This is a genomic window from Catellatospora aurea, assembly GCF_042663325.1.
Classification (GTDB): domain Bacteria; phylum Actinomycetota; class Actinomycetes; order Mycobacteriales; family Micromonosporaceae; genus Catellatospora; species Catellatospora aurea.
In genome coordinates this window covers 259,777-285,507 of record NZ_JBHTAC010000002.1, presented here as the reverse complement: position 1 = coordinate 285,507, position 25,731 = coordinate 259,777, and the positions used below count along the sequence as shown (strand labels likewise).

The 25,731-nt window shown below is 71.0% G+C and carries 25 protein-coding genes; 12 read left to right on the top strand and 13 right to left on the bottom strand.

Annotation, left to right across the window (positions count from 1 at the left end; all coding sequences use genetic code 11):
* Nucleotides 1-514: 514 nt before the first annotated feature.
* On the top strand, nt 515-1,753 hold the full coding sequence (locus ACFQO7_RS03175) for an MFS transporter (protein ID WP_376804945.1): 1,239 nt from the start codon (nt 515-517) through the stop codon (nt 1,751-1,753).
* Nucleotides 1,754-1,853: 100 nt separating this feature from the next.
* On the opposite strand, the gene ACFQO7_RS03170 is transcribed toward ACFQO7_RS03175, so the two are convergent.
* The 3 genes from ACFQO7_RS03170 to ACFQO7_RS03160 form a co-directional block, all read right to left on the bottom strand.
* Nucleotides 1,854-2,288, bottom strand: a complete 435-nt coding sequence (locus ACFQO7_RS03170; RefSeq protein ID WP_376804944.1) for a DoxX family protein — start codon at nt 2,286-2,288, stop codon at nt 1,854-1,856.
* Nucleotides 2,289-2,393: 105 nt separating this feature from the next.
* Nucleotides 2,394-3,641 (bottom strand): MFS transporter, encoded by a 1,248-nt coding sequence (locus tag ACFQO7_RS03165; protein ID WP_376804943.1) that lies wholly within the window; start codon nt 3,639-3,641, stop codon nt 2,394-2,396.
* Nucleotides 3,642-3,661: 20 nt separating this feature from the next.
* Nucleotides 3,662-4,237: a helix-turn-helix domain-containing protein gene (locus ACFQO7_RS03160; RefSeq protein WP_376804942.1), complete on the bottom strand. Its 576-nt coding sequence runs from the start codon at nt 4,235-4,237 to the stop codon at nt 3,662-3,664.
* Nucleotides 4,238-4,501: 264 nt separating this feature from the next.
* Here ACFQO7_RS03160 and ACFQO7_RS03155 point away from each other — a divergent pair, with 264 nt between their 5' ends.
* A complete protein-coding gene (locus ACFQO7_RS03155; protein WP_376804941.1) occupies nt 4,502-7,102 on the top strand; it encodes a proprotein convertase P-domain-containing protein in 2,601 nt (866 codons plus the stop codon).
* A gap of 52 nt (nt 7,103-7,154) precedes the next feature.
* Here ACFQO7_RS03155 and ACFQO7_RS03150 read toward each other — a convergent pair whose 3' ends face one another.
* Nucleotides 7,155-8,066: a UTP--glucose-1-phosphate uridylyltransferase gene (locus ACFQO7_RS03150; protein ID WP_376804940.1), complete on the bottom strand. Its 912-nt coding sequence runs from the start codon at nt 8,064-8,066 to the stop codon at nt 7,155-7,157.
* A gap of 133 nt (nt 8,067-8,199) precedes the next feature.
* On the opposite strand from ACFQO7_RS03150, the gene ACFQO7_RS03145 reads away from it, so the two are divergent.
* Nucleotides 8,200-9,384 (top strand): pyridoxal phosphate-dependent aminotransferase, encoded by a 1,185-nt coding sequence (locus ACFQO7_RS03145; protein WP_376804939.1) that lies wholly within the window; start codon nt 8,200-8,202, stop codon nt 9,382-9,384.
* 9 nt (nt 9,385-9,393) lie between these two features.
* On the opposite strand, the gene ACFQO7_RS03140 is transcribed toward ACFQO7_RS03145, so the two are convergent.
* Nucleotides 9,394-10,473, bottom strand: coding sequence for a calcium:cation antiporter (locus tag ACFQO7_RS03140; RefSeq protein ID WP_376804938.1), 1,080 nt, complete (start codon nt 10,471-10,473; stop codon nt 9,394-9,396).
* Nucleotides 10,474-10,571: 98 nt separating this feature from the next.
* On the opposite strand from ACFQO7_RS03140, the gene ACFQO7_RS03135 reads away from it, so the two are divergent.
* The gene (locus ACFQO7_RS03135; protein WP_376804937.1) at nt 10,572-11,633 is read left to right on the top strand and encodes a hypothetical protein; all 1,062 of its coding nucleotides are present in this window, start codon (nt 10,572-10,574) and stop codon (nt 11,631-11,633) included.
* Between the two features lie 9 nt (nt 11,634-11,642).
* On the opposite strand, the gene ACFQO7_RS03130 is transcribed toward ACFQO7_RS03135, so the two are convergent.
* Nucleotides 11,643-12,731, bottom strand: a complete 1,089-nt coding sequence (locus ACFQO7_RS03130) for a winged helix DNA-binding domain-containing protein (protein WP_376804936.1) — start codon at nt 12,729-12,731, stop codon at nt 11,643-11,645.
* Between the two features lie 69 nt (nt 12,732-12,800).
* On the opposite strand from ACFQO7_RS03130, the gene ACFQO7_RS03125 reads away from it, so the two are divergent.
* Nucleotides 12,801-13,898 carry a M20 family metallopeptidase gene (locus ACFQO7_RS03125; protein ID WP_376804935.1) on the top strand — a complete coding sequence of 366 codons (1,098 nt, stop codon included), beginning with the start codon at nt 12,801-12,803 and terminating at the stop codon, nt 13,896-13,898.
* A gap of 45 nt (nt 13,899-13,943) precedes the next feature.
* Entirely contained in the window at nt 13,944-14,150 is a 207-nt protein-coding gene (locus ACFQO7_RS03120; protein WP_376804934.1) for an RNA-binding S4 domain-containing protein, read from the top strand.
* Here ACFQO7_RS03120 and ACFQO7_RS03115 read toward each other — a convergent pair.
* Complete coding sequence (locus ACFQO7_RS03115) at nt 14,119-14,817, bottom strand: DUF4184 family protein (RefSeq protein ID WP_376804933.1); 699 nt, start codon at nt 14,815-14,817, stop codon at nt 14,119-14,121. The two genes, ACFQO7_RS03120 and ACFQO7_RS03115, sit on opposite strands and share 32 nt — an antisense overlap.
* An 84-nt stretch (nt 14,818-14,901) precedes the next feature.
* On the opposite strand from ACFQO7_RS03115, the gene ACFQO7_RS03110 reads away from it, so the two are divergent.
* Nucleotides 14,902-15,801 (top strand): GNAT family N-acetyltransferase, encoded by a 900-nt coding sequence (locus tag ACFQO7_RS03110; protein WP_376804932.1) that lies wholly within the window; start codon nt 14,902-14,904, stop codon nt 15,799-15,801.
* A 66-nt stretch (nt 15,802-15,867) separates the two neighbouring features.
* Here ACFQO7_RS03110 and ACFQO7_RS03105 read toward each other — a convergent pair whose 3' ends face one another.
* From ACFQO7_RS03105 to ACFQO7_RS03095, 3 genes are read right to left on the bottom strand one after another with little or no spacing between them, the layout of a single operon-like run.
* Nucleotides 15,868-16,635, bottom strand: coding sequence for a DUF899 domain-containing protein (locus ACFQO7_RS03105; RefSeq protein WP_376804931.1), 768 nt, complete (start codon nt 16,633-16,635; stop codon nt 15,868-15,870).
* Complete coding sequence (locus ACFQO7_RS03100) at nt 16,635-17,051, bottom strand: ArsR/SmtB family transcription factor (RefSeq protein WP_376804930.1); 417 nt, start codon at nt 17,049-17,051, stop codon at nt 16,635-16,637. Before ACFQO7_RS03100 ends, ACFQO7_RS03105 begins: the two co-directional genes overlap by 1 nt.
* Nucleotides 17,048-17,497, bottom strand: a complete 450-nt coding sequence (locus ACFQO7_RS03095; RefSeq protein WP_376804929.1) for an SRPBCC domain-containing protein — start codon at nt 17,495-17,497, stop codon at nt 17,048-17,050. Before ACFQO7_RS03095 ends, ACFQO7_RS03100 begins: the two co-directional genes overlap by 4 nt.
* A gap of 122 nt (nt 17,498-17,619) precedes the next feature.
* Between ACFQO7_RS03095 and ACFQO7_RS03090 the strand changes: the two genes are divergently transcribed.
* The gene (locus ACFQO7_RS03090) at nt 17,620-18,012 is read left to right on the top strand and encodes a hypothetical protein (RefSeq protein ID WP_376804928.1); all 393 of its coding nucleotides are present in this window, start codon (nt 17,620-17,622) and stop codon (nt 18,010-18,012) included.
* Between the two features lie 118 nt (nt 18,013-18,130).
* Here ACFQO7_RS03090 and ACFQO7_RS03085 read toward each other — a convergent pair whose 3' ends face one another.
* Nucleotides 18,131-18,844 (bottom strand): NRDE family protein, encoded by a 714-nt coding sequence (locus ACFQO7_RS03085; RefSeq protein WP_376804927.1) that lies wholly within the window; start codon nt 18,842-18,844, stop codon nt 18,131-18,133.
* 141 nt (nt 18,845-18,985) lie between these two features.
* On the opposite strand from ACFQO7_RS03085, the gene ACFQO7_RS03080 reads away from it, so the two are divergent.
* Together ACFQO7_RS03080 and ACFQO7_RS03075 are read left to right on the top strand one after the other, a co-directional pair.
* On the top strand, nt 18,986-19,573 hold the full coding sequence (locus ACFQO7_RS03080) for a hypothetical protein (RefSeq protein WP_376804926.1): 588 nt from the start codon (nt 18,986-18,988) through the stop codon (nt 19,571-19,573).
* A 206-nt stretch (nt 19,574-19,779) separates the two neighbouring features.
* Complete coding sequence (locus ACFQO7_RS03075) at nt 19,780-20,337, top strand: hypothetical protein (RefSeq protein WP_376804925.1); 558 nt, start codon at nt 19,780-19,782, stop codon at nt 20,335-20,337.
* A gap of 4 nt (nt 20,338-20,341) precedes the next feature.
* Here ACFQO7_RS03075 and ACFQO7_RS03070 read toward each other — a convergent pair whose 3' ends face one another.
* Entirely contained in the window at nt 20,342-21,001 is a 660-nt protein-coding gene (locus ACFQO7_RS03070) for a dienelactone hydrolase family protein (RefSeq protein ID WP_376804924.1), read from the bottom strand.
* Nucleotides 21,002-21,158: 157 nt separating this feature from the next.
* Between ACFQO7_RS03070 and ACFQO7_RS03065 the strand changes: the two genes are divergently transcribed.
* Entirely contained in the window at nt 21,159-23,459 is a 2,301-nt protein-coding gene (locus tag ACFQO7_RS03065; RefSeq protein ID WP_376804923.1) for an alpha-amylase family glycosyl hydrolase, read from the top strand.
* Between the two features lie 49 nt (nt 23,460-23,508).
* Here the strand turns inward: ACFQO7_RS03065 and ACFQO7_RS03060 are convergent, their stop codons facing one another.
* A complete protein-coding gene (locus tag ACFQO7_RS03060) occupies nt 23,509-24,465 on the bottom strand; it encodes an endonuclease/exonuclease/phosphatase family protein (RefSeq protein WP_376804922.1) in 957 nt (318 codons plus the stop codon).
* A 263-nt stretch (nt 24,466-24,728) separates the two neighbouring features.
* On the opposite strand from ACFQO7_RS03060, the gene ACFQO7_RS03055 reads away from it, so the two are divergent.
* The gene (locus tag ACFQO7_RS03055; protein ID WP_376804921.1) at nt 24,729-25,730 is read left to right on the top strand and encodes a hypothetical protein; all 1,002 of its coding nucleotides are present in this window, start codon (nt 24,729-24,731) and stop codon (nt 25,728-25,730) included.
* The last annotated feature ends 1 nt before the right edge of the window (nt 25,731 follow it).

Genomic DNA, 25,731 nt, shown 5'->3' with positions numbered 1-25,731 from the left:
GTCGAGCAGAAGCAGCGTGACAACGCCTACCACTGGTCAGTCCTATGCAGACTGCCCGCTGACTAGCGTGTATGTCAACTAACTCGTCATATGTACACGACCTGCGGAGGCAGCCATTTCTGCGACGATTGCGGAGGAACAGTTCCGCCAGTACGCGCACGCTCAGGCCGCATACGGCCGACACCTGCTGACTGTGCACCGCCGCGAGCCGACCGGGTGCTGCGTTTCCTGTGGACGGGTCCATCCGTGCGACGAGCGCGTGCGGGGCGGGCAGCTCATCGCACATTTCGAGGATTGGTCAGGCGACGAGTCGCCACTCGTACGCCCCTATGTCGCTCCCTGACTCGGCGCGTACCGGAGACCGGCGGGCGCGTGCGCCATGGCTCGCACCCCACGTGCACGCGTCCGCCCCCTCTTGTCCGCACGCGCTGCGCGGGCGGATGACGCCGGCGCGTGACGCGGAGCACGCAAAACGGGTGCACACAGGTCCGCGCATGCGGGCTAACCTGCCCACGTGCTGACCCGGATGATCAAACTGCTGCCCGACCACCCCGCCACCCGTGCGCTCGTGTTCAGCACACTCGCCGGGTCGACGTCGCGCGGCCTGTTCATCACGATCAGCGTCATCTTCTTCACGCGCTCGGTGGGGTTGTCCGCCGGGCAGGTCGGGCTCGGGCTGACCATCGCCGCCGTGGTCGGGCTGATCGCCGGAGTGCCCGCCGGGCACCTCGCGGACCGGGTCGGCCCGCGCCGGGTCATGGTCGCCTTCGGGGCGGCCCGGGCGACGCTCATGCTCGGCTACCTGGCTGTGCACGACTTCCCGGGCTTCGTGCTGGTCGCGGCCGGGGTGCAGGTGCTGGAGACGGGCTTCGGCGCCGCGAACGGGGCACTCATCGCGGGCTCGATCCCCGCCGAGCACCGGGTGCGCACCCGCGCCATGCTGCGTGCGGTCACCAACGTGGGCTGGGGCGTCGGCGCGCTGATCGCCGGAGTGGCGCTGAAGTACGACACCCGGGCTGCCTACATCGCCATCATCGTCGTCTGCGCGGCACTCGCACTGATGGCGTCGTCGCTGGTCATGCGGGTACCACCGGTCGCGCCGCAGCCCCGTCGCGCTTCGGGCCCCGCGCTGATCGTGCTCCGGGACCGGCCGTACCTCGCGCTCGCGGCGCTCAACGGGGTGCTGTGCATCCACTACGGCATGCTCAACGTGGCCGTGCCGCTGTGGGTGGTCGAACGCACGAACGCGCCGGCCTGGGTCGTCGCCATGCTGGGCCTGCTGAACGCCACGGTCGTGGTGCTGTTCCAGATCCGCGCCAGCCGGGGCACCGCCACCGCCGAGGGGGCCGCCGTCGCGCAGCGGACGTCGGGACTTCTGCTGCTCGGTGCCTGCCTGCTCTACAGCCTCGCCGCCGGGCAGAGCGCCTGGATCGCCGTCGCTGTGCTCGTCGCGGCCGCGCTCGTGCACGTGCTCGGCGAGCTGCGCCAGGCGGCAGGCTCGTGGGGCATCTCGTTCGACCTCGCGCCGGACCACGCCCAGGGGCAGTACCAGGGCATGTACGGCACCGGGTTCTCGCTGGCGGGCGTGGTCGCGCCCGCCCTGCTGGCCACGGTCGTCGTCGGCTGGGGATGGCCCGGCTGGCTGCTGTTCGGCCTGGTCTTCGCGGCCAGCGGAGCCGCCGTGCCCGCAGCCGTGCGCTGGGCGCGGCGGGCCCGCGCGCAAGCCGCGACACCGGAACCGGCCCTCGTCTGAACCTGCCGTGACCAGGCTATCCGGCAGGACGAAGTTAGGAAGGGCACCTTCACATCGCTCCGCGATTTAGAAGGTGCCCTTCCTAACGCTTCGCCCGGGGTCAGGAGGCGGTGGCCAAGGGCGCCGGTGGTGCCGGGTCGCGGCGGCGTAGGAGGGCGTCGAGGGAGAAGGCGCCGGGACCGAGCACCGCGATGACGAGGAACGACCAGCAGAACAGGGCGGCAGCCTCGCCGCCGTTGTTCAGTGGGAGCAGGCCCTGGGTCTGGTGCACGACGAAGTACGCGTACGCCATGGAGCCGGAGCAGAGCAGGGCGGCCGGCCGCGTCGCCAGGCCCGTGATCACGAGGATGCCGCCGGCAAGCTGGATGAGCGCCGCCCACCAGCCGGGCCAGGCGGCGAACTCGACGGCATGGCCGGAGCCGCGGTTGCCGCCGAACACACCGAACAGTGAGGCCGCGCCGTGGAACGCGAACAGCAGGCCGAGCACGACCCGGAACAGGGTCAGGGTCACGGCGGCGAATCGGGCAGAGGACATGAAGGTCTCCTCAGGGAGAGATCTGATGTCGTTGCCCGGACGCGTCCAAGATTAGATCGATTGATTCCCACATCGCAATGTCCGTCCCAGTGGGCGGGCACCGGATCAGAGGCTTCTCATCCGCGGGATCGGCGAGGCGAGCAGCCAGAGCACACCGGCCAGCGCACCGATCGTGGCGATCCAGAGCGTCTCGCGTACGCCCAGGGCGGTGCCCAGCGCGCCGCCGATGACCGCGCCGATCGGGCGGATGCCGTAGTTGATGGTGCGGTGTGCGCCCGTCACGCGGGCGCGCAGCTCGTCGGGGATGACGCTGGCCTGCAGCGAGCCGCCGGCGGTGTCCAGCAGCATGACGCCGAGGCCGGAGAAGAACTCGGCGCAGAACACCATCGTCAGCACCAGCCAGTGCGGTCCCTGAGCCAGCGGGATGAGGATCAGCGGGGCCGGGAACAGCAGGTAGCCGAAGACGTAAAGCGGCCCGACGCCGAAGCGCTCGGCCACCCGCCGCGCGACGGCCGCGCCGATCAGCGCGCCGACGGCCGCGAGGCCCAGCCCGAGGCCCAGCACGTCGGGGGTGATGTGCAGTTCGGTGGTGACGTACAGGATGACCAGCGCGAGGTACATGAAGTTGAACAGGTTGAGGGTGCTGCTCGCGCTGACGGCCGCCCGCATGACCGGGTGGCGGGCGATGAACGACAGACCCTCACGCAGTCCGAGGCCGCGCCGGGCGGTCGGCGTCGGTTCGACGACCTCCACGCGGGCGATCATGACAGCGGAGAACAGGAACGACACGGCGTCCAGCAGCAGCGCGAACGGCGCGCCGACCAGGCGCACCAGCACGCCGCCGACGCTCGCCCCGGCCACCGACGAGAACGCCCGTGAGCCGTTGAGCAGCGCGTTGGCGGGCAGGAAGTCCTCGCGCGGCACCAGCGAGACGAACAGGGTCGTGCGGCACACCTCGAACAGCACGCTGAACGTGCCGACGGTGAACGCGACCAGGTAGAGCTGGGTCATGGTGAGCGCGTCGAGCAGGTACAGCACCGGCACGGCCAGCAGCGCGACCGCGCGGGCGACGTCGGCGGCGACCATGATGGTCCGCTTGTACGGCCGGCGGTCGGCCCAACCGCCGAACAGCAGCGAGAACAGCAGGTTCGGGGCGAGTGCGGCAGCGGTCAGCCAGCCCATCTCGGCGGGGCCGGCCTGCGCGACGAGCACCGCGAACAACGGCAGCGCCAGTTCGGTGATCTGGTCGCCGAGCAGGGAGACGCTCTGCCCGGTCCAGTAGCGCCGGAACGGGGTCTGCCGCAGCAGCGGGGGCAGCCAGCGGCGGGTGGCGGGGGTGGCGGTGGCGGTCATGGGGGTGTGCGCCTCCGGGGTCAGGGCTGGTTGTCGATGGTGGTCACGTAGTAGCTGACGTGGACCAAACGTGCGCCGGGTGGCCGCTGGGACGGGTCGGTCTGGCGGGGCCGGTACGCCTCGAAGAGGGCCTCGATGCGCTGGGACAGTTCGCCGAGTTCGTCGGCGGTGAGGTAGGCCAGGTCGTCACCGGGGCCGGTGACGGCGCGCCACTCCGACGGGTCGTCGGCACGGCCCGCGAGCCAGGTCATGGCGCGTTCGTAGAACCGGCGGATGATCACCGCGTCGAGCTGGTCGACGGCGGCGCGGGTCTCGGCGTCGTCGGAATCGCGGCCCCACCGGGTCATCAGGGCGGTGGCCCGCCACGGCCGCTCCCGGGCGTCGGCCCCCTCGACCCGTTCGACCAGGCCGTACTTGGCGAGCTGGCGCAGGTGGAAGGAGCAGTTGGGCACGTTCTCGCCCAGCCGGTGCGCGGCCTGGGTGGCGGTCATCGGGCCCTCCCGCCGCAGCAGGCCGACCAGCGAGATGCGCAGCGGATGGGCGTACGCCCGCATGGCGACGGGGTCGGTGAGGTCCACCACGGGTTGGTCGGTCACATGCTAAAGATAGCTTTAGAAAGCTTTCTCTACAATCTTGGGACGCCACTCCCCCGCTGTCACCTACCGGACACGCGATCCGCCGGCCGCGCCGAGTCGATCACGCGATGACGAGACAGCACCCCTTACCGCCCGTCCGACCGGCGTCGGCGAAAGTTCTTTCATCGACAGATAGGGATGCAAAAGACTTCCAAAGTTCTCCCCACTTCTATATATATGGCTTTCAGTGACTACCGTCACACTCCACTGAGTCGGGGAGGACTCGTGAAAAGAACCCTCGCGACCGGCAGTGTCGCCCTACTCGTGGGCGCCATGCTGTCGGTGTCGGCAACCTCCGGCAGTGCCGCGCCCAGCGGCCCCTCGTCACCCACCGGCGTTGCGGCCGCCGAACGCGCGCTCGCCGAGCACCCGGCGGACGTGCGCGCCGCCGGCGGCGACGCCTACCGCATCGACCGCACCATCAGCGACAGCAGCGGCACCCACGTGCGCTACGCCCGCACGTTCCAGGGCCTGCGGGTGTACGGCGGCGACTTCGTCGTGCACACCGGCGCCAACGGCGTCTACAAGGGATCGTCGGTCGGCCTGGAGGCCCCGCTGACCCTGTCGACCACCCCGAAGGTCACCGCCGCCAAGGCCGCGCAGGCCGCGCGCAGCCGCTTCGCCGGCACCGTCGCCACGGTCGGCTCCCCCGAGCTGTTCGTCGACGCCAGCAGCGGCAAGGGCAAGCTGGCCTGGGAGACCGTCGTCAGCGGCATGGGCCCGGACAAGCAGACCCCGTCGGAGCTGCACGTCATCACCGACGCGGTCACCGGCGCGTACCTCGGCTCGTTCGACGAGATCATGATGGTCAACGGCACCGGCAACAGCATCTACTCGGGCGCCGTCACCGTCGACACGACCCTGTCGGGCTCGACGTACTCGATGATCGACCCGTCGCACGGCAACGGCCGCACCTGCGACATGAACAACGGCTCCTCGACCTGCACCACCTTCACCGACGCGGACAACGTGTGGGGTGACGGCACCAACGCCAACCGGCAGTCCGCCGGTGTGGACGCGCACTTCGGCGCGGCGGCGACGTTCGACTACTTCAAGAACGTCCACGGCCGCAACGGCATCTTCGGCAACGGCCAGGGCGTGCCCAGCCGGGTCCACTACGGCAACGCGTACGTCAACGCGTTCTGGGACGGCGCGCAGATGACCTACGGCGACGGCTCGGGCAACAGCCGCCCGCTGGTGTCGCTGGACGTCGCGGGCCACGAGATGAGCCACGGCGTCACCGAGGCCCTGGCGGGCCTGGTCTACTCGGGTGAGTCCGGCGGTCTCAACGAGGCCACCTCGGACATCTTCGGCAACATGGTCGAGTTCTACGCCAACGCCCCCTCCGACCCGGGCGACTACCAGGTCGGCGAGAAGATCAACATCAACGGCAACGGGACCCCGCTGCGCTACATGTACAACCCGTCGCTGGACGGCGCGTCGCACTCCTGCTGGTCGACCTCGACCAACAGCGTCGACGTGCACTACAGCTCGGGTCCGGGCAACCACTTCTTCTTCAACCTGGCCGAGGGCACCGGCGCGACCGCGTACGGCACCAGCACCCCGTGCGGCTCGGCTCCGGCCGTCGTCGGCATCGGCCGCACCAAGGCCGAGAAGATCTGGTACCGCGCGCTGGACGTGTACTTCACCTCCAGCACCCGCTACGTGAACACGTCCACCCCGGCCAACACCTCGCGCGCCTACACGCTGTCCGCGGCGACCGACCTCTACGGCCTGTGCTCGCTGGAGTACAAGACCGTCCAGGCAGCCTGGACCTCGGTCAACGTGGCCGGCAACGACGCCGCCTGCCCCGCCGGCAACGACTTCTCGCTCGCGGCCGCACCCGGCTCGGGCTCGGTCAACCCCGGCAGCTCGGTGAGCAGCACGATCACCGCCACGCTGACCAACGGCAGCGCGCAGACGGTCAACCTGACCGCGAGCGGCCTGCCCAGCGGCGCGACCGCGTCGTTCAGCCCGTCCTCGATCAACTCGGCGGGCGGCACGTCGACGCTGACCATCGCCACCGGCTCGACCACCCCGCCGGGGACGTACGCGGTGACCATCACCGGAACCGGCACCGGCTCGACCCGGACCACGACGTTCAACCTGACCGTCAACGGCCCGCCCGGCTGCTCCGGCACCAACTCCACCGACGTGGCGGTCCCCGACAACACGACCGTCGAGTCCTCGATCACGATCTCGGGCTGCGCCGGCAACGCCGGCTCGGCCAGCACGGTCGCGGTCAACATCCTGCACACCTACATCGGTGACCTGATCGTGAACCTGGTCGCGCCCGACGGCAGCGCGTACCTGCTGCACAACCGGACCGGCGGCAGCGCCGACAACATCAACCAGACCTACACGGTCAACCTGTCCGGCGAGGCCGCCAACGGCACCTGGAAGCTGCGGGTGCAGGACGCGGCGTCGGCCGACACGGGCACCATCGACACGTGGACGCTGAACCTGGTCGGCGGCACCCCGCCGCCGTGCTCGGGCACCAACGGCACCGACGTGAGCATCCCGGACAACACCACCGTCAACAGCCCGATCACGATCGCGGGCTGCTCGGGCAACGCGTCGGCGACCTCCACGGTCGCGGTGGCCATCGTGCACACCTACATCGGTGACCTGATCGTCACCCTGGTCGCGCCGGACGGCAGCACCTACGTCCTGCACAACCGGAGCGGCGGCAGCGCCGACAACATCAACCAGACCTACACCGTCAACCTGTCGACCGAGGTGAAGAACGGCACCTGGAACCTGCGGGTCCAGGACGCCGCGTCGGCCGACACCGGCTACATCAACACCTGGACCCTGACCCTCTAGAGTCCGCCCGACAGCGAGGGGCCCCGGCGCACCCGGGGCCCCTCGCCCGTGTTCAGAGGGCCGGGTTCGCGGGGGCGTCCAGCTCGGCGGCCATGCCGCGCAGCAGCGGGCCGTACTCCGGGTGCGCCAGGGCGGTGGCCATCTGGGCGACCAGGTAATCGGCCGGGTTGCCGGTGTCGTACCAGCGACCCGAGATGACCTGCCCGTACACGGCACGGGTCGCGGCGTACGCGTTGATCGCGTCGGTCAGGTAGACCTCGCCGGTGCGGCGCTCGTACCAGCGCTGGGTCTGCTCGCGCAGCTCGTCGATGATGCCCGGGGTGACGACGTAGCCGCCGATCGCCGCGAACGCCGACGGGGCGTCCTTCGGCTTCGGCTTCTCCATCAGGCCCGTGATGCGCATCAGGCCGCCGTCGAGGTCCTCCTTGACCACCGGCACCCCGTAGCGCTGGGAGTGCTCCGGGTCCATCGGCATCAGCGCCAGGACCGGGCAGTTCGTCGCCTCGTACGCGCGGATCAGCTGCTGGGCGCGGGGCACCTCGGCGACGAACACGTCGTCGGGCCACAGCACGAGCATCGGCTCGTCGTCGAAGTTGCGGGCCGCGTTGAGCACCGGCGTGCCGTTGCCGTACGGGCCGTGCTGGTCGAGGTAGGTGATGTGGCCCTGCTGCGCCAGCTCGGCGATCTCCTCGACGGCGTCGGCATACGCCGTCTTGCCGTCCGCGCGCAGCTGCTCCACCAGTGCCGGGTTGGGCCGGAAGTGGTCCTGGATGAGCGACTTGCCGCCCGAGATCACGATCGTGATGTCGGTGATGCCGGAGGCCACCAGCTCGCGCACGGTGTGCTCGATCACCGGCTTGTCACCGACGGGCAGCATCTCCTTCGGGATCGCCTTGGTCAGGGGCAGCAGCCGGGAGCCGAGCCCCGCGGCGGGGATCACGGCCCTGCGGATGGTCGAAGGCATGAGAGTTTCTCCAGGTCAGGAAGTAGCTCAGCGGTACACCCGACGCTAACAGGAGACCAGGTCGATGAGGCGCGACGCGCGTGTGAGGTGATCCGATCGGCGGCCGTCGGCGGGTGTGGGTGAGGATGAGGGCATGACTGGTGGGGTTTCCGGGGGCGATCCGCTCGTGGAGCGGATGCGGCCGTTCGGTACGACGATCTTCGCGACGATGTCGGCGCTCGCGGTGAAGACCGGGGCGGTCAACCTCGGGCAGGGCTTCCCCGACACGGACGGGCCCACGGAGATGCTGGACGCGGCCGCCGCGGCGCTGCGCGCCGGGTTCAACCAGTACCCGCCGGGGCCGGGTATGCCGGTGCTGCGCGAGGCCGTCGCCGCGCACCAGCGCCGCTTCTGGGGGCTGGAGTACGACCCGGACGGCGAGGTCGTCGTCACCGCCGGGGCCACCGAGGCGATCGCGGCGGCGATCCTCGCCCTGTGCGAGCCGGGCGACGAGGTCGTCTGCTTCGAGCCCTACTACGACTCGTACGCCGCGAGCATCGCGCTGGCCCGCGCGACCCGCCGCCCGGTGACGCTGCGGCCCGGCCCCGACGGGCGCTACGCGTTCGACCCCGACCAGCTGCGCGCGGCGTTCGGGCCGCGCACCAGGCTCGTGCTGCTCAACTCGCCGCACAACCCGACCGGCAAGGTGTTCACCCGCGACGAATTGCAGCTGGTCGCCGACCTGTGCCAGGAGTTCGGCGCGTACGCCGTCACCGACGAGGTCTACGAGCACCTGGTCTTCGACGACGCCGGTTCGCCGCACGTCCCGCTGGCGTCGCTGCCCGGGATGCGCGAACGCACCCTGCGCATCTCGTCGGCCGGCAAGACGTTCTCCTGCACCGGCTGGAAGATCGGCTGGGCCAGCGGCCCGGCGTCGCTGGTCTCGGCGGTGCTGCGGGTCAAGCAGTTCCTCACCTTCGTCAACGCCGGGCCGCTGCAACCCGCCGTCGCGGTCGCCCTGAACCTGCCCGACGCGTACTTCACCGGTTTCACGACCGGGCTGCAGTCCCAGCGTGACCAGCTGCGCGCCGGGCTCGCCGACGCCGGGTTCGGCGTGCTCCAGGCCGAGGGCACCTACTTCATCACCACCGACATCCGCCCGCTCGGCGGCACCGACGGCGTCGAGTTCTGCCTCGGGCTGCCTGAGCGCAGCGGCGTCGTCGCGATCCCGTCCCAGGTCTTCTACGACGACAAGGACGCCGGCCGCCACCTGATCCGCTTCGCCTTCTGCAAACGCCCCGAGGTCATCGCCGACGCCGTCACCCGCCTCAAGCCCTGACCCGCGCCGCTACGGGACGAAGGAGAGGAAGAGGAAGACACCGAAGATCGTCATGTGGACCATGCCCTGCATCAGGGTCGCCCGGCCGGGCGCGACGGTCAGGGTGGTGACCACGACGGTGATGGCCAGCAGCACCATGTCCTTGGGCGTGAGGCCGAGGACCAGGGTGTCCTTGAGCCAGATGGAGGCCACCGCGATCGCGGGGATGGTCAGGCCGATGCTGGCCACGGCCGACCCGAGGGCCAGGTTGAAGCTCGTCTGGATCTTGTTGCGAGCGGCGGCCCGGACAGCGGCGGCGGTCTCGGGGAGCAGCACCAGCAGGGCGATCACGACGCCCACCACGGCCCGCGGCGCGCCCGCCACGGCCACCACGTGCTCGATCGCCGGGGACTCGACCTTGGCCAGGCCGACCACGGCGACCAGGCACAGCAGCAGCATGAGCAGGCTGACGGCGGCGGCCTTGCGGCCGGGCGGGACGCCGTGGTCGTCGCCGTCGGTCTCCAGCGGCAGGAAGTAGTGGCGGTGCCGGATCGTCTGCACGAAGACGAACGCCGCGTACAGCACCAGGGAGGCGGTGCCGGCGAAGGCGAGCTGCGGCCCGGAGTACGTCGGCCCGGGACTGCTGGTGGTGAACGACGGCAGCACGAGGGCCAGCGCGGCGACGGTGCTGAGCGTGGCCAGCGTGGCGGTGACGCCTTCGACGTGGAACTCGACCTCGCGGTGGCGCAGCCCGCCGACCAGCAGGCACAGTCCCATCACGCCGTTGCACACGATCATGAAGGCGGCGAAGACGGTGTCCCTGGCCAGCGTGGACGGTCCGGGTGGGGCCGACGTCATCAGCATGATGATCAGTCCGACCTCGATGGCGGTGACCGCGACGGCGAGGATGAGCGTGCCGAACGGCTCGCCGACGTGGTGCGCGACGACCTCGGCGTGGTGCACGGCGACCACGACGGCGGCGACCAGCGCGATCCCGACGATCACCAGCCCCACGCCGCCGACCTTGTGCCCCCAGGCCGCCACGAGCACGATCACGCATATCGGCGGAATCAGCGCCCACCACGACAGCGCGCGTGCGGCTTTGAGCATGTACCGAGGTTACGCGGACAAACCTCACCTACCGGCCATAATCCCTGCAACAGGGCGGTGGCTGTGCCCGCGCCGCGGGCCGGCACTAGATTCTGCGCGTGCTCTCCCGATCTCTCGCCGTCGTATCGTTGCGCTTGACCGCCCTGGCCGCCGTGCTCGGACTCGCCGCCTGCGGCGGCACCGCCCCGGGCGCGGCCGGACCGTCCGATCCGGCCTTCGTGCTGCCCTCCGGCACCGCGACGCCGTCGGCGGCCGTGAGCCCGAGTGCGGTCGCGTCGGCCACCCCCACCGCCGGACCGTGCGGGGTCTTCCCCGCGAGCAGCGTGTGGCGTGCCGACGTGTCGAAGCTGCCCGTGCACCGCTCCTCGGGCGCGCTGGTGAACAGCATCGGCGCGGGCGCGCACATGCACCCCGACTTCGGTTCGGGCCTGTGGGAGGGCGCGCCGATCGGCATCCCCGTCACGGCCGTCAAGCCCGGCCAGAAGACCGTCAGGGTCAGCTTCGAGTACGCGGGCGAGAGCGACAAGGGCCCCTACCCCATCCCGGCCGACGCGAAGGTCGAGGGCGGACGCGGCAGCGACGGCGACCGGCACGTGATCCTGTACGACGCCGCGGCCTGCAAGGTGTACGAGCTGTACGCGGCGTACCCGGCCGGCGCGGGCTGGCGGGCCGGGTCCGGCGCGATCTACGACCTGCGCTCCAACAAGCTGCGCCCCGCGGGCTGGACCTCGGCCGACGCCGCGGGACTGTCCATCTTCGCCGGGCTGGTCCGCTACGAGGAGGTCGCCGCCGGGCGCATCACGCACGCGCTGCGCATCACCGTGCCCCGTTCCCGCAACAGCTACGTGTGGCCCGCCCGGCACGCCGCGTCCAGCTCGTCGGACGCCGACCTGCCGCCGATGGGCCTGCGGCTGCGCCTGAAGGCGAGCGTCGACACGTCGAAGATGCCCAAGCAGGCCCGGATCATCGCCGAGGCGATGAAGAGGTACGGCGTGATCGTCGCCGACAACGGCTCGCCCTGGTACCTGTCCGGCGCGCCGGACGACCGCTGGTCCAACGACGCGCTGCGCGCGCTCAAGAATTTGCAGGGCTCCGACTTCGAGGCCGTCGACACGTCCGGGCTGATGGCCGACAAGAACTCCGGCGCGGTCCGCGGGTAACCCGGCCGGTCAGAGGACCGTCGCGGTGACCGTGGCGGGCAGGCCCAGGAAGCGGCCGTGGTGGTCGGCGGCGGCCTGCACCGCGGCGGCCCGGTCGGGGTCGAGCGGGGCGTAGACCAGCGCCTCGATCGCGACTTCGGCGCGGCCGACGGTGCGTTTCCAGTGCCCGGCGACCTGGCTGTCGACGATCAGCACGCCGTTGTAGACGGGACGGTCCCAGCGCTGCCCGCCGCCCACGCCCGCGAGGTTGAGCAGGTGCTTGCTCTCGGTGTAGCCGACGATGTACTCGTCGTAGCCCTGGAGCAGGTGCGCCACGGGTCCGTCCGCGGGGACCGGCAGCATGGGCTCCCCGGCGTACCAGTAGGTCAGCCCGTCGACTTCCACGCTGCGCACCTGGTCGCGGACCATGTCCAGGCCGCGGCGGATCTCGGCCTGGGTGAGGCTGGACCACCAGCGGAAGTCCTTCACGGTGGCCGGGCCGTGGCTGCTGAAGTAACGCAGGGTCAGCTCCGCCAGCGCGGCGTCCGGGTCGAGCACCCGGGCCTGCGGCGCCCGCTCGGCCAGCAGCGCGTACGTGTGCTGCTTGCCCTTCATCGCGCCGCTGCAGATCAGGCCGTTGAGTTCGGCGTTCATCAGGATGTACGCCATCCGGAAGCCCTCGGTGCCGATGCCCGCCGCCTGGACCAGCGCGGTCAGCTCCTTGCGGGTCAGCTGCGCGCCGGTCAGCGCCTCGGTCAGCAGCGCGTCGCAGCGGGCGCGTTGCTGCTCGTCGAGGCCGAGCTGCCGGTAGTAGTACGCGTTGAGCTGGTGCACCCGCGGGCCGGTCAGCGCCAGCACCCAGCCGATGTCCTCCGGGGTGACGAAATGCCAGGTCGGGCGCAGCACGTGGGTCCGCAGCAGCGCGCCGTCGGCGAAGTCGCGGTGCACGCGGTCTTCGCGCGCGGCCGTGATGCGCTCGCCGAGCGACCAGGTCGCCGGGCCGTAGTCCTGCGACTGCACCGCGCCGAGCCGGCCGACCACGTCCCCGGGCTCGGCGTCGACGGGGGCGTGCAGGCCGAGGTTGTGCATCCGCCACGAGGCAAGAGCAAGTGCGTCCATCACCGCCGATCCTAACCGCGCCGTACGACACGGTCGCCCTCGTGCGGTGTCGTACGGCAGGATGGCGGGGTGGAGCTGGAAGTCTTTCTGCGTACGGCCGAGACGCTGCTCGCCGTGCCGTCGACCGCCGACCGCGCCGACCAGCTGCACCGCGCGCTGGACCTGGTCCTCGACACGGTCGGGCCGGGGTTCGCCGTGGAGCGGTTCGAGTCCGCGGGCAAGCCGAGCGCGCTGCTCTACCACGACACCGGTGCGGGCCGGCCGGAGTTCCGGGTGATCCTCAACGGGCACCTGGACGTGGTGCCCGCCACGCCCGACCAGTTCATCCCGCGCCGCGAGGACGACCGCCTGTACGCCCGCGGCGCGCAGGACATGAAGATCTCGGCGTTGGTGATGGCGCAGGTGTTCGCCGAGCTCGCGCCGACCCTGCCGTACCCGCTGGGGTTGCAGCTGGTCACCGACGAGGAGATCGGCGGGCGCAACGGCACCCTGCACCAGCTGGAGCAGGGGGTCACCGGGCAGTTCGTGGTGATCGGCGAGTTCAGCGGTCTGGAGATCGTCACCGACTCGAAGGGCATCGCGCAGGCGCGGCTCACCGCGACCGGCCGCGCGGCGCACAGCGCGTACCCGTGGCAGGGCGACAACGCGCTGCTGCGGCTGACGGGCGCGATCGCGGCGCTGCACGCGGCCTACCCGCTGCCGACCGCGGAGGCGTGGGCCACGACGGTGAACCTGGCCCGCCTGGACACCCCGAACACCGCGTTCAACCAGGTTCCGGCGCTGGCCGAGGCCTGGCTGGACATCCGGTTCCCGCCCGGCGAGCCCGGCTTCGACGGGCGGACCGCCGAACAGATCGCCGCGCACCTGGGCGAGATCTGCGGGCCTGGTGTCACGGTGGCGGTCGAGCACGCCGACGCCCCGCACCACGCCGACCGGGACTCACCCGAGGTGCGCGCCCTGCAGGAGGCGGCGCGGGCCCAGGGCTACCCGGCCGGGTTCCTGCGCAAGCACGGGGCCGCCGACGGGCGTTTCTACTCCCAGCGCGGCGTCGACGCGGTGATCTTCGGCATCGGCGGCGCGGGCCTGCACGGCCCCGAGGAGTACGCCGACCTGACCTCGATCGTGCCGTACCACCGGGCCCTGCACACGTTCCTCACCTCGATCTGACGGCCGGCGGACATCGACGGAACGGCGCTGGGAGAAGATGGCAGCGTGACCGACGTACCGATCCGTGATGACATGATCCGCCTGGGCCAGTTCCTGAAGCTCGCCTCCGTGATCGACACCGGTGGCGAGGCCAAGCTGCGCATCGCCGCCGGTGAGGTGACCGTGAACGGCGAGGTGGAGGTGCGCCGCGGCCGCCAGCTGCACCGCGGCGACGTCGTCGTCATCGACGGGGAACGCCTGCGCGTGGCCTGAGCTTGGTCGCCGCGGCCGCCGCCGCGAGCCCGAGCGCGAGTCCGAGCAGCAGGCGTGCGCCCGTGGTGTGCAGCAGGAACGCCCCGGGCAGCTGTGCTGCGACCGCCGCCGAGGCCGCGGTGACGACCGCGGCGACCGGCCAGAACACTCCTGGGCGCACCGGCCGGGCCGGTGGTGCGCCGTGCCAGGCGCGCAGCAGCCGGTGGCGGCCGACCTGCACGGCCAGTGCCAGTGCCGCGAGCGCGCCGCCCGCGGTGGAGGCCAGGTCGAGCACCGGCGCCGGCTCGGTGACGTGGTCCCAGACCAGGTGGCTCGCTGCGGCGAGCAGCGCCGACACCGCGCTGACCGCGAGCGCGGGCCGGGTCGCGCCGAGCACGCCGTAGTCGCGCAGCGCCAGCGCGGCGGGCCGAGAGGGCAGGTGCGCGGCGACCACCGGCGCGGCCCGACGCACCAGCAACGCCCCGGCCAGCGTCACCGGCAGGCAGAACAGGAACAGGCCCGGCCACCGGTGCGACAGCGGGAAGACCGGCAGGCCCGACCCGTCGAGGGCGTACGCGAGGTCGGGTGAGGCCGCGCCGACGGTCAGCGCGACACCGTCGAACCAGCGGGGACGCCACAGTTTCAGCGGCAGGGGCAGCGCGGCGTGCGAGGGGAACGTCAGCGGCACCGCCGCAGGCTAACCGGTGGCTTCCCGTCCCGCCGACCCGTAATTGGATTTGTGGATCATGGTGGGCGGGGTCAGGATGGCGGGATGAGAATCCGTGCCGCCCTGCCCGACGACGCCCCGGCGGTGGTCGCCTTACGCGCGATCGTGTACCCGTACCTGGTGCGCGGGGTCGTCTCCACCCGGCAGATGATCGCCGAACCGCCCGCCGGCGACTGGACCGCGTTCGTGGTCGAGGACGGTGGCCGGATCGTGGGCTGGGCCTCGGCGTTCCGGAACGTCAGCTCGTCCGAGACCGGCTTCGGCGAGATCTCGCTGCTGCACGTGCACCCCGACCACCGCCGCCGCGGCGCGGGCACGCTGCTGTTCGACACCGCCGCCCGGCACCTGTCCGGGCTCGGCGTGCAGCGGGTGCGCACCTGGGCGCAGGCGGACTCGCTGGATTTCGCGCGCGGCCGCGGATTCACCCCGAGCCGCGACCTGCGCTACTCGATGCTGGAGACCCGGCTCGCGCCGCCCCCGCCCGCCGCGCCGGACGGCGTCACCATCGTCCCGCTGTCGGAACTGGACGAGCGGGAGCTCTACACCGCCTACGTCGCGGCCAGCTCCGACGAGCCCGGCGACATCCCCTCGGACGCGATCTCGTTCGACGACTGGTGCTACGAGGTGTGGAACAACCTCGGCCTGGACAAGGACGCCAGCGTCGCGGCCGTCGACGGCGCCGAAATCGTGGCGTTCACGCTGGTCAAGCGCGACGGGGAGCGGATGTGGTCGGACATGACCGCGACACTGCCCGAGCACCGCGGCCGCGGCCTGGCCCGGCTGGCCAAGACCGTGGCGCTGCAGCGGGCCGCCGCCGGTGGTGTGACGGTCGCGTACACCTCCAACGACGAGTCGAACGCGCCGATGCTCACCGTCAACGCCCGCCTGGGCTACCAGCCGGTCGCCGCCCAGTGGTCCTGCCTGGGCGTCCTCCAAGGTTCGTAGGCGCACGACGCGGTCGTGCCGGTGACGAGCACCCGGCACGACCGCGTCCCCCCGTTGCGCCTCAGGTCAGTTCTTGTCGTACTCGTCGTGCCGCCGCCACCAGAAGCCCTGCTCGTTGCGTCCGAGCGGGGCGCGGTCGAGCCACTGGTACATGCCCCACAGCGCGTCCACGCCGCGCTCGTAGGTCGAGTACGTGTGGTAGACGACGCCGTCGTCCAGCACGAACGCGCTCATGCCGGGGCCCTGCTGCCGGTAGGTCGGCCAGTCCACGCCGACCGACGCCGAGATCTGCGTCATCATCGGGTGCAGGTCGGTCACGCCGATCGGGGTCACCTCCATCGCGCGGAAGTTGTACTCGACCGTGCCCGTCCGCCACTCCTGCTCGGTGTGCGTGACGTGGTAGTCGTGGTTGAAGTCGCCGCCGAAGGACGACGCCCACGGGAAGCTCCACCCCATGCGCTTCCTGTAGTCCTGGAGTTTCGCCAGCGGGGCCTGCGACACGGCGCACAGGGTCACGTCGTGGTTGGCCAGGTGCACCACCGAGCCGTCGAAGCCGTCGGCGATCGCCGAGCAGGACGGGCAGCCCGCCTCGTACTCGGGGCCGAACATGAAGTGGTACACGAGCAGCTGCGAGCGCCCCGCGAACAGGTCGGCCAGCGAGGCGTCGCCGTCGTCGGTCGCGAAGCGGTACTCCTTGTCCACGCGTACCCACGGCAGGTCCTGGCGCTGCCGCGCCACCTCGTCGCTGCGCCGGGTCAACTCCTTCTCCGCGGCCAGCAGCTCCAGCCGGGCCGCGAGCCACTCCTGCCTGGTGCCTGTCCTGTGGTCGATCATCATTGCTCACCTCTTCTGTCGTCAGTGGTGCGATTGGTGGTGGCCGCCGCGGTCGCCTCCCCTGCGGTCGCTTCGTGCTCCGCCGCTTCGGCGAGGCGTTTGATGGTCGCCAGGCGGCGGTCCCAGTCGGAGGCGAGCGCCGCCATCCACCGGGCCGTCGCGGTCAGCGCCGCCGGGCGCACCGCGTACCGCACCTCGCGCCCGGCGCGGCGGCCGGTGACCAGGCCGGCCGTGTCCAGCACGGCGAGGTGCTTGACGATGGCCTGTCGCGAGATCGGGAGGTGCTCGGCGAGCGTCGTCGCGGTCGGCTCGCCCAGCACGGCGAGCAGGTCGAGCAGCTGCCGCCGGGTCGGGTCGGCGAGGGCCGCCAGTACGGCGTCGACCGGCGAGACGTCGCCGTGGTGCTGGTCTGTCACACGGAGGATTCTTCCGCCCGTGCCTTGAGCGCCTCCAGCTCCAGCGGCCAGCCGCCCGAGTTGTCCCGGTGCGCACCACTGCGCTGCTCCTCGGGCGCGGCCAGCGCCGCGAAGCCGCTCTCCACCACACGCAGGCGGGTCTTCTTCGCACCTTCGGCGGTCAGCGTGAACTCGACCAGGGTGCTGTTGTCGTCGCGCAACTCCTCGCCCGGGAAGGCACTGGCCCAGCGGTACGCGAGGTAGTGCGGCGGGTCGACCTTCTCCACCCGGACCGGGAAGTCGCCGTGGTGCGGGTTCTTCGCGACCATCGACTCCCCCGCCACGGCGACGGTGCCGGGCAGGCTCGCCTTGTCGGCCACCCAGAACCCGGGCTGGGCGACCAGCGTCCAGACCCGCTCCAGGGGTGCCTCGATCAGGGTCTCGCGCTCGATGCGGTCCTCGCTCATGAACAGACTCCTTCAACGCTGTCGATTGTCGTGCAACTCCAGAGTTGCACACCGCGATTCGAGGCGCAACCCCAGGGTTGCACATGTTCCCGGTGTCGCCCGCCGCCCCTACACTCCCCGCCATGATCGAACGTCCCTCCGCCGCATGGCGGCAAGAAGTGCTGGAGCAGCGGCAGGCAGTCGCCGCGGGCACGCTGTCCCCCGACGACGCCTACGCCGAGCACCTGTGGCCACTGGAGTTCATCGACGCGGTCGAGGCCGCGCTCGCCGCGTACGAGGCCGAGATCGCTGCACTGCGCGACCCGTCCGACGACGACCTGTTCGCCGCAGCGGAGCGGGTCGTGCTCGCCCTCAACGACGCCGACGAGGAGCACGGCCGCATCGAGACCGGCGAGCGCGAGGAGCTGATCGAGTACATCGAGGCCGTCATCACCCACACCGGCGTCGACGTGCCGACCCTGTGCGCCCGCCGAGGCGAGGACCGCGAAGCCCTGACCGGAGCCCGGGACTGGTAACCGCCGCGCGGTCGCCGAAGATCGCGACGATCTTGCGCGAACTGTTGCCGATTTGCCCGCTACAAGCGTTTCAACCCCACAGTTCGCGCAAGATCGTCGTGATCAGGGGCGGTGGGGGCTAGGCGATGCGAGTGAGGGGCGCGTGGCCGGGTTCGTCAGGGACGGGTGCGAAGTCGTAGCGGACCAGGTCCGGGCTGAGGGCGAGCAGGGTGATCGAGCTGGAGCCGTAGCGCAGGTCGTCGCCGAAGGTGTGGCGCAGGATCAGGGCGCGTGGGTCGGTGCGGTCGATGCCCTCACCTGCGGCCAGGGACGGCCAGGTGCCCCAGTTGACGGCGGGGTCCGGGCGTGGCGTGGCGCGCAGTGCGGCCAGGAGGTGTGCGGCGCGCGGCTCGGCAGGGTCGTCGCCGCTGTTGACGATCACCGTGTAGCCCTCCGGCAGGGCCGTCTCGGTGCGGGTGTCGCCGTCCCAGCCGAGCATCACCGCACCGGTGAGATCAGCGGTGATCAGGTAGAACGGGTCGAAGGTGCGCAGGTCGGCGGGGATCGGCTGCCCGGCGGCGGCAAGCAGTGGCAGCTCACCCCGGGAGCGGCGGCCGTGCTCCGGCGCGAGCCGTCCCCGGCCGTTGAGCACGAACGCGGCCCGGCGGGCGGCCGGATCCACGGCCAGCCAGGTGCCCCCGGCGACCAGGTCGATTCCGCCCAGCAGCCCGGGGTGGCGCGGCCAGTGCTCGGCCGGCGGTTCCCACGGGCGCATCAGCAGCTCGTCCCGTACGGCCAGCACCAGTATCGGCACCGGGGACGACGGCTCGAAACTGACGGCGACCGTACACATGATCGGCACTATATGCCCGACGACACGGCAGATTGCCGTGCAGGTGGGTGAGGGTGCCGGCGCGGGTCGTCATTGTCCGCGGTACCTCGAACTTGATGGGGATAGTTACGATCGCCGAATGCGACGAGAAGGCAGGGTCTGATGTCCATGGTCGAGGGACCAGCTCAGGCACGCCGCAGGGCGTTCTCTCACGCAGTCGCAGCAACCACTGGCGTGATGCTGGCAGGTGGTGCGGTGTGGTTGCTCGGGCTCGGTTCAGTCGACCCGGCGAGGAACGATCCGGCCGACTGCGTCACCGACGGCTGTCTCAGCGTGGCCGACCTGACCGGGCCACCCGGTGAGCTTCCCGCAGCCGATCGAGTGACGGCCGTGTTCTCCGGGTCGATTGTGGGTTCCTGGACGCTGAGCGACGGGCCGGCCGCGATGACCCTTCCCGCGAACACCACGTCGTTCAACTATTCTCTGGTAGCAGCCTGCCTGGGCAATGGCACGCTGTTCGTCACAGCCTCAGCCGACGATGGCAGCGGCGTGAAGTTGACCGTCCCCTGTGATGGACATATGCCACCCGGCGCATCGTTCCCAGGCACGATCTCCGAGGGAGGAGTGTCTCGACAGGCGACTGCGGGGCCCTTCCGTGTCGTCGCGTACGTGGAAGGGCGAGTGGAGCAAGCGGAGTTCTTCGCACTTAAGCATGTCGCATCACCCAGCGGCGCAGAACTTTCTCATTAGGCTCCCCGCCCTGGCGGTGGCTCCACTGGACATGGAAAACCGTGGCTGGGTGTGCTCGCCAAGCCGTAAGTTCCATGACGCCTGTGTCCTCGTTGATCAGGTTGGTGGCGGGAGTCGATCTCGAACCGCCGCGGGGCACTCCGACCGGCGGCCGGTGAGCAGGGAGCAACGCGTGGTGCCGCGACGGCGGGCTCTACATTGGTCGCATGTGGGTGTGGAACGCGCTCAGTTTCCTGGGCGGCGTGCTGGCGGTGTCGTTGACCGCGTACGTCTCGCTGGCCGTCAACCGCCGGAAGATGGACGGTGAGACCCTGGCGCGCTGGGAGGCGGTGCTCTTCGAGAAGAGCGCCCAGCTCGCCGAAGCCGCCCGGAGCCTGCGGCACCACGCCGAACGGTACGCCGCCAGCGCCGACCAGGACGCCCGCCGGGATCGCGTCAACGACGCGCAGGAGCGGCTGCGCATCGCCATGGAGCAGCTGCGGCTCGTCGGCAACCGGCGGGTGCAGATCGCGGCGCGGGTGGTCGTGCACCACGCCTACGCGGTGGCCATGCTCGGGGTGGACGACCGCGATCCGCGGGCGGACCAGTACCCGGACACTCCGCCGGCCGCCCGGCTCAACGACGCCCTCCAGGAGTTCTACCGGGCGGTGCGACAGCAACTGCGGGCCGCCGATCCCGAGGACGTGCTACACGAGGACGATTTCGACGGTATCGCCGCCGGGCTGCGGCCACTGACGCCCGAGCAGCGCTCCACAACGGTATGAGACGTCAGCGCACGTAGCGCACCAGCCAGTCGCGGGCCAGCACGGCGGCCTGCTGCAGCGTGCCGGGCTCCTGGAACAGGTGGGTGGCGCCGGGGACGATCTCGACGGCGTGCTCGCAGGTGAGCTGGGCGGCGGCGCGTTCGTTGAGTTCGAGCACGGTGTGGTCGAGGCCGCCGACGATGAGCAGGGTCGGCGCGCGTACCTCGGCCAGGTGAACGCCGGCCAGGTCGGGGCGGCCGCCGCGGGACACGACCGCGGCCACGTCGGCATTGCCGTTCGAGGCGGCCCACAGGGCGGCGGCCGCGCCGGTGCTGGCCCCGAACAGGCCCACCGGCAGGCCCTGCGCCGTAGGCCGGGTGCGCAGCCAGGCCAGCACCTCGCTGAGCCGCCCGGCGAGCAGCCCGATGTCGAACACGTTGCCCCGGTCGTTCTCCTCTGACTCGTTGAGCAGGTCGAACAGGAGCGTGCCGAGGCCCGCGTCGCGCAGGAAGCGGGCGACGTACTGGTTGCGGGGGCTGTGCCGGCTGCTGCCGCTGCCGTGCACGAACACGACGAGCCCGGCTGCCTGCGGGGGTATGGCCAGGTGGGCCGAGAGTGCGGCTCCGTTCACGGGGATGACGACCTCGGCCGCTGTTCCGTTGTCTCCGGACGTGACTTCGTCCACCTCTCCATCCTTGCTCGCCCGGCGGCCCGCCGCTCGTGTTGGCGGCAGTTGGCGCATCTTTTACGGGCCTGAAACTTGCACGTAACCTAGGTCACACTTTGCAAGAAGTTTCAGTCGCCGCTCCCCCGGCACCACCCCCGCTCCGGGAAGGAAGACCATGCGTCGCCTATGGAGGTCCGTGCTCGCCGCCGCGCTGGTGGCAGCCGGGTTGTCCCTCGTCTCCCCCACCGCCCCCGCCCAGGCCGGGATCGACACCCAGACCCTGGGCGGCCGTTACTCCGGCAGCAACGTGAACTTCCGGGTGTACTCGTCCCGGGCGACCCGCATCGCGGTCTACGTCTACTCCGCCGCCACCGGCGCCCAGGAGAAGGCGTCCTACCTGCTCACCAAGGGCACCGGGGACGTCTGGGCGACCACGGTCAGCGTGGCGACACTCCAGGCGGCCGGGGTCACCGGCACCGTCTACTACGGCTACCGGGCCTGGGGTCCGAACTGGCCGTACAGCGCGAGCTGGACGAAGGGCTCGACGGCCGGGTTCGTCGCCGACGTGGACGCCGCCGGCAACCGGTTCAACCCGAACAAGCTGCTGCTGGACCCGTACGCGCGGGAGATGAGCCACGACACCGCGCTGCCCGACGGGGTGGCGAGCGACTACTCGTCCGGCCCGGCCAAGCGGGCCGTGGACACCGGCACGATCGCGCCCAAGGGCATGGTGCTGGCCGCGGACGGCACGAGCTTCGGCACCAAGCCGACCCGGGCCTTCAAGGACGACATCGTGTACGAGGTGCACCTGCGCGGCCTGACCAAGGCCGACCCGTCCATCGCGGCGGCCGAGCGGGGCACCTACAAGGCGGCCGGGCAGAAGGCGGCGTACCTGGCCTCGCTCGGGGTCACGGCGGTGGAGTTCCTCCCGCTTCAGGAGACGCAGAACGACAGCAACGACGCCAACCCGAGCAGCACCACCGGTGACAACTACTGGGGGTACATGACGGAGAACTACTTCGCCCCGGACCGGCGCTACTCCTACGACAAGACCCCCGGCGGGCCGACGCGCGAGTTCAAGGCCATGGTGAAGGCGTTCCACGACGCCGGGATCAAGGTGCTGGTCGACGTCGTCTACAACCACACCGCCGAGGGCGGCGCGATCGGGGACAAGAACACATACCACATCTTCTCCTGGCGAGGGCTGGACAACCCGGCGTACTACTCGCTGACCTCGGACATGCAGGGGTCGATCGACAACACCGGGCTGGGCCACAACTTCAACACCCGCAACCCGGCCGCGCAGAACCTGATCGTCGACTCGGTCGCGTACTGGAAGAACACCCTCGGCGTGGACGGCTACCGGTTCGACCTGGCGTCGGTGCTGGGCAACACGTGCCAGCACGGGTGCTTCAACTACAGCCGCACCGACGCGAACACCGCACTCAACCGCTTGACCACCGAGATGCCCGCCCGCCCGGCGGGCGGGGGCTCCGGCGTGGACTGGATCGCCGAGCCGTGGGCCATCGGCTCGGGCACCTACCAGGTGGGCAACTTCCCGGCGGCGTGGTCGGAGTGGAACGGCATCTACCGCGACTCGCTGCGCCGCGACCAGAACAAGCTGGGCGTGGACGCGGTGACCCCGAGCGAGCTGGCGACCCGCTTCGCCGGGTCGTCGGACCTGTACGGCGACGACGGCCGCCGCCCGTGGCACTCGGTCAACTTCATGGTGGCCCACGACGGGTTCACGCAGAAGGACCTGTACTCGTGCAACGGCAAGAACAACGGGCAGGCGTGGCCGTTCGGGCCGTCGGACGGCGGCAGCGACGACAACATCTCCTGGGACCAGGGCGGGGTCGCGGCCGACCAGCGCAAGGCGGCCCGCAACGCGTTCGCGTTCCTGATGTTGTCGGGCGGCACGCCGATGATGACCGGCGGCGACGAGACGCTGCGGTCGGTCAACTGCAACAACAACCCGTACAACGTCGACTCGTCGGCGAACTGGCTGGACTGGTCGCTGACCACGGACGAGACGAACTTCAAGACGTACACGTCGCGGCTGGCCGCGTTCCGCAAGGCGCACCCGGCGCTGCGGCCGGTGAACTTCTACACCGCGTCCGACGGCAACGGCAACGGCATGGGGCAGCTGGAGTGGTTCACCCCGGCCGGGGTCGCGCCGGACGGGGCGTACTGGGGCAACGCGAACAACCACGCGCTGGCCTGGCGCATCGACGGCACGGAGTTCGGCGACAGTGCGAGCGCGCTGTACACCGCCTACAACGGCTGGTCGGGCGACGTGGTGTTCACGCTGCCCGCGCCGCCCGCCGGAAAGCAGTGGTACCGGGTCACCGACACCGCCCCGTGGGCAGAGGGCGCGGACCAGGTCGCCGCGCCGGGCGCGGAGGCGGTCATCGGCGGGGCCGGGACGGCGTACACGCTGCGTGCCCGTGCGGTGCTGCTGCTCATCGCGAAGTGACGCGGCGCGGGGTCCCGTCCCGGCGAGGACGGGACCCCGCCGCGCGAGGTCAGCCGGCCGGGAACGCGAACGACGCCGTGACCGCCCGGTGATCCGTCCCCGGTGCGCGTTGCACGCCCGCGTCGGTGGCGGTCAGGCCACGGTAGAGAACCTGGTCGGGGCGCAGCACGGGCAGCGCGGACGGCCAGGTCAGGCCGAAACCCCAGCCGGCGTCGGCCTGGGCGTCGCGCAGCAGCGCCGACAGCGGGGCGAAGGCGCGGTCCTCGGCCGAGGTGTTGAGGTCGCCGAGGACCAGCACGCGGCTCGCGTCGTCGGCGCGCACCGCGTCGGCGAGGGCCTGGATGTTGCGGTCGCGGCTCGCGGTCTCGTTGAGGCGGGCCGAGCGCAGGTGGGCGACGTAGACCGCGACGTCGCCCCGGGGCGTCTCGACCACCGCCCGCAGCCCGCGGATCCAGCCCGTCTCGCTGTCGAGGCTGCTCACCCGCGTGATCGGATGCTTGCTGAGCAGGCCGACGGTGCCCTTGACCGCGTGCTGGGGGTAGGTCTTGCGCAGCCGCCCGGCGGCCGCCGTGATGGCGCCGTCGGCGGACTCCTGCAGCGCGATGAGGTCGGGCCCCTCGGCGGCCAGCGCCTGGACGGTCGCGGCCGGGTCGGGGTTGTCCGCGTAGAGGTTCTGCGAGACGACCCGCAGCTCGGCGGGCCCGCCCTGCGGCGGCAGCAGCGCGCCGCCGAACTGCGCGGCCCAGACGGCCGCGGGCAGCGCGACGGCGAGCAGCGCCGCCCGGGCGCGGGCCGCCAGCGCGAACAGCGCCAGCACGGGCACGGCGAGGCCGAACAGGGGCGTGACGGAGTCCAGCAGGCTGCCGACGCTGTAGACGTTGGGCACCAGGCGGTGCCCGGCGAGCACGGCCGCCAGCAGGAGCGCGGCCATGACGACCATGGCCGCGAGCCACGGATGGCCCGGTTTGCGGGTACGGGGGGCCACCTTCGCCAGCTGAGTCGTCACTGTGCGTACGCTACCGGCCGGACGCGCCGATTCCCTTGCCTGCCACGGATTCTGCCGTGTGACAAGTATCCATCCGCGATTAACGGTGCCTTAACACAGCTCCCGGTATGCAGGGAGGCGGACAGGCCACCTCGCCGATCGATCGTCGACCACGCGCCCGCCAGGCTGCGCCGTCACCGAACGTGACCAAGGTTCGGGCATCTGTGCCAGTAAGTCCGATAAACCTCATACGGTGGAATTGTCGATTACATAGCATCGGCTGCATGAGGCCCGTGCTCGTCGGCATCGTCACCGCCCTGGTGCTCTGCGCGGCGATCTACCTCGGCAGCAGGCGGCTGCACCACTTCGACTCGGCCCTGGTCCCGTACGCCATCGCCAGCGTGTTCCTCGCCTTCGGCATCGCCTACCGCTACACGGTGTGGATCTCCTCCCCCGGCGCGCGGCGGCTGTTCCGGAAGGGCTGGGGCGCGGCGCTGTCCTGGCGCAACCTGCGCCGCACGCCGACCGCGCTGCCCCGCATGATCGCCACCTACCTGGGCTTCCAGAAGTTCCTCGGCGCGCGCTCGCGGGCCCGCTGGGCGGCGCATCAACTGATCTTCTGGGGCTGCCTGCTGGCGGCGGCGATCACCTTCCCGCTGTCCTGGGGCTGGTTCACCTTCACGTCGAACACCGGGGCCGGCCCGGAGTACACCATGAACATCTGGGGCTTCCGAATCGTCGACTTCAACGCCCTGTCGCTGCTCGGGTGGGTGCTGTTCCACGGGCTCGACCTCGCCGCGGTGCTGGTCATCGCGGGTACGACGTACTTCCTGATCCGGCGGATGCGCGACCGGGAGGCGAGCACCGGCCAGCGGTTCGGCTACGACCTGGCGCCGCTGCTCGCCCTGATCATCATCTCGGTGACGGGGCTGCTCCTGACGTTCTCCAGCGTCGCGCTGCACGGCGGCGGCTACGAGTTCCTGGCCGTGCTGCACATGGCCGCGGTCGTGCTGACCCTGCTGTACCTGCCGTTCGGCAAGTTCTTCCACATCGCCCAGCGGCCGGCCGCGGTCGGCATGCAGCTGTTCAAGTACACCGAGCACGGCGAGATCCGGCACTGCCGCAACTGCGGCGAGCCGATCGACACCACGGCGTACGTGGACAACCTGCGCGCCACCATGCGCGACCTGAAGCTGGACTTCGACGGCCTGGCCGAGGTGTGCCCGCGGTGCAAGCGGCTGCGGCGTGGGCAGGCTTACCGCACGAGCGTGAAGCCGGGGTTCTGAC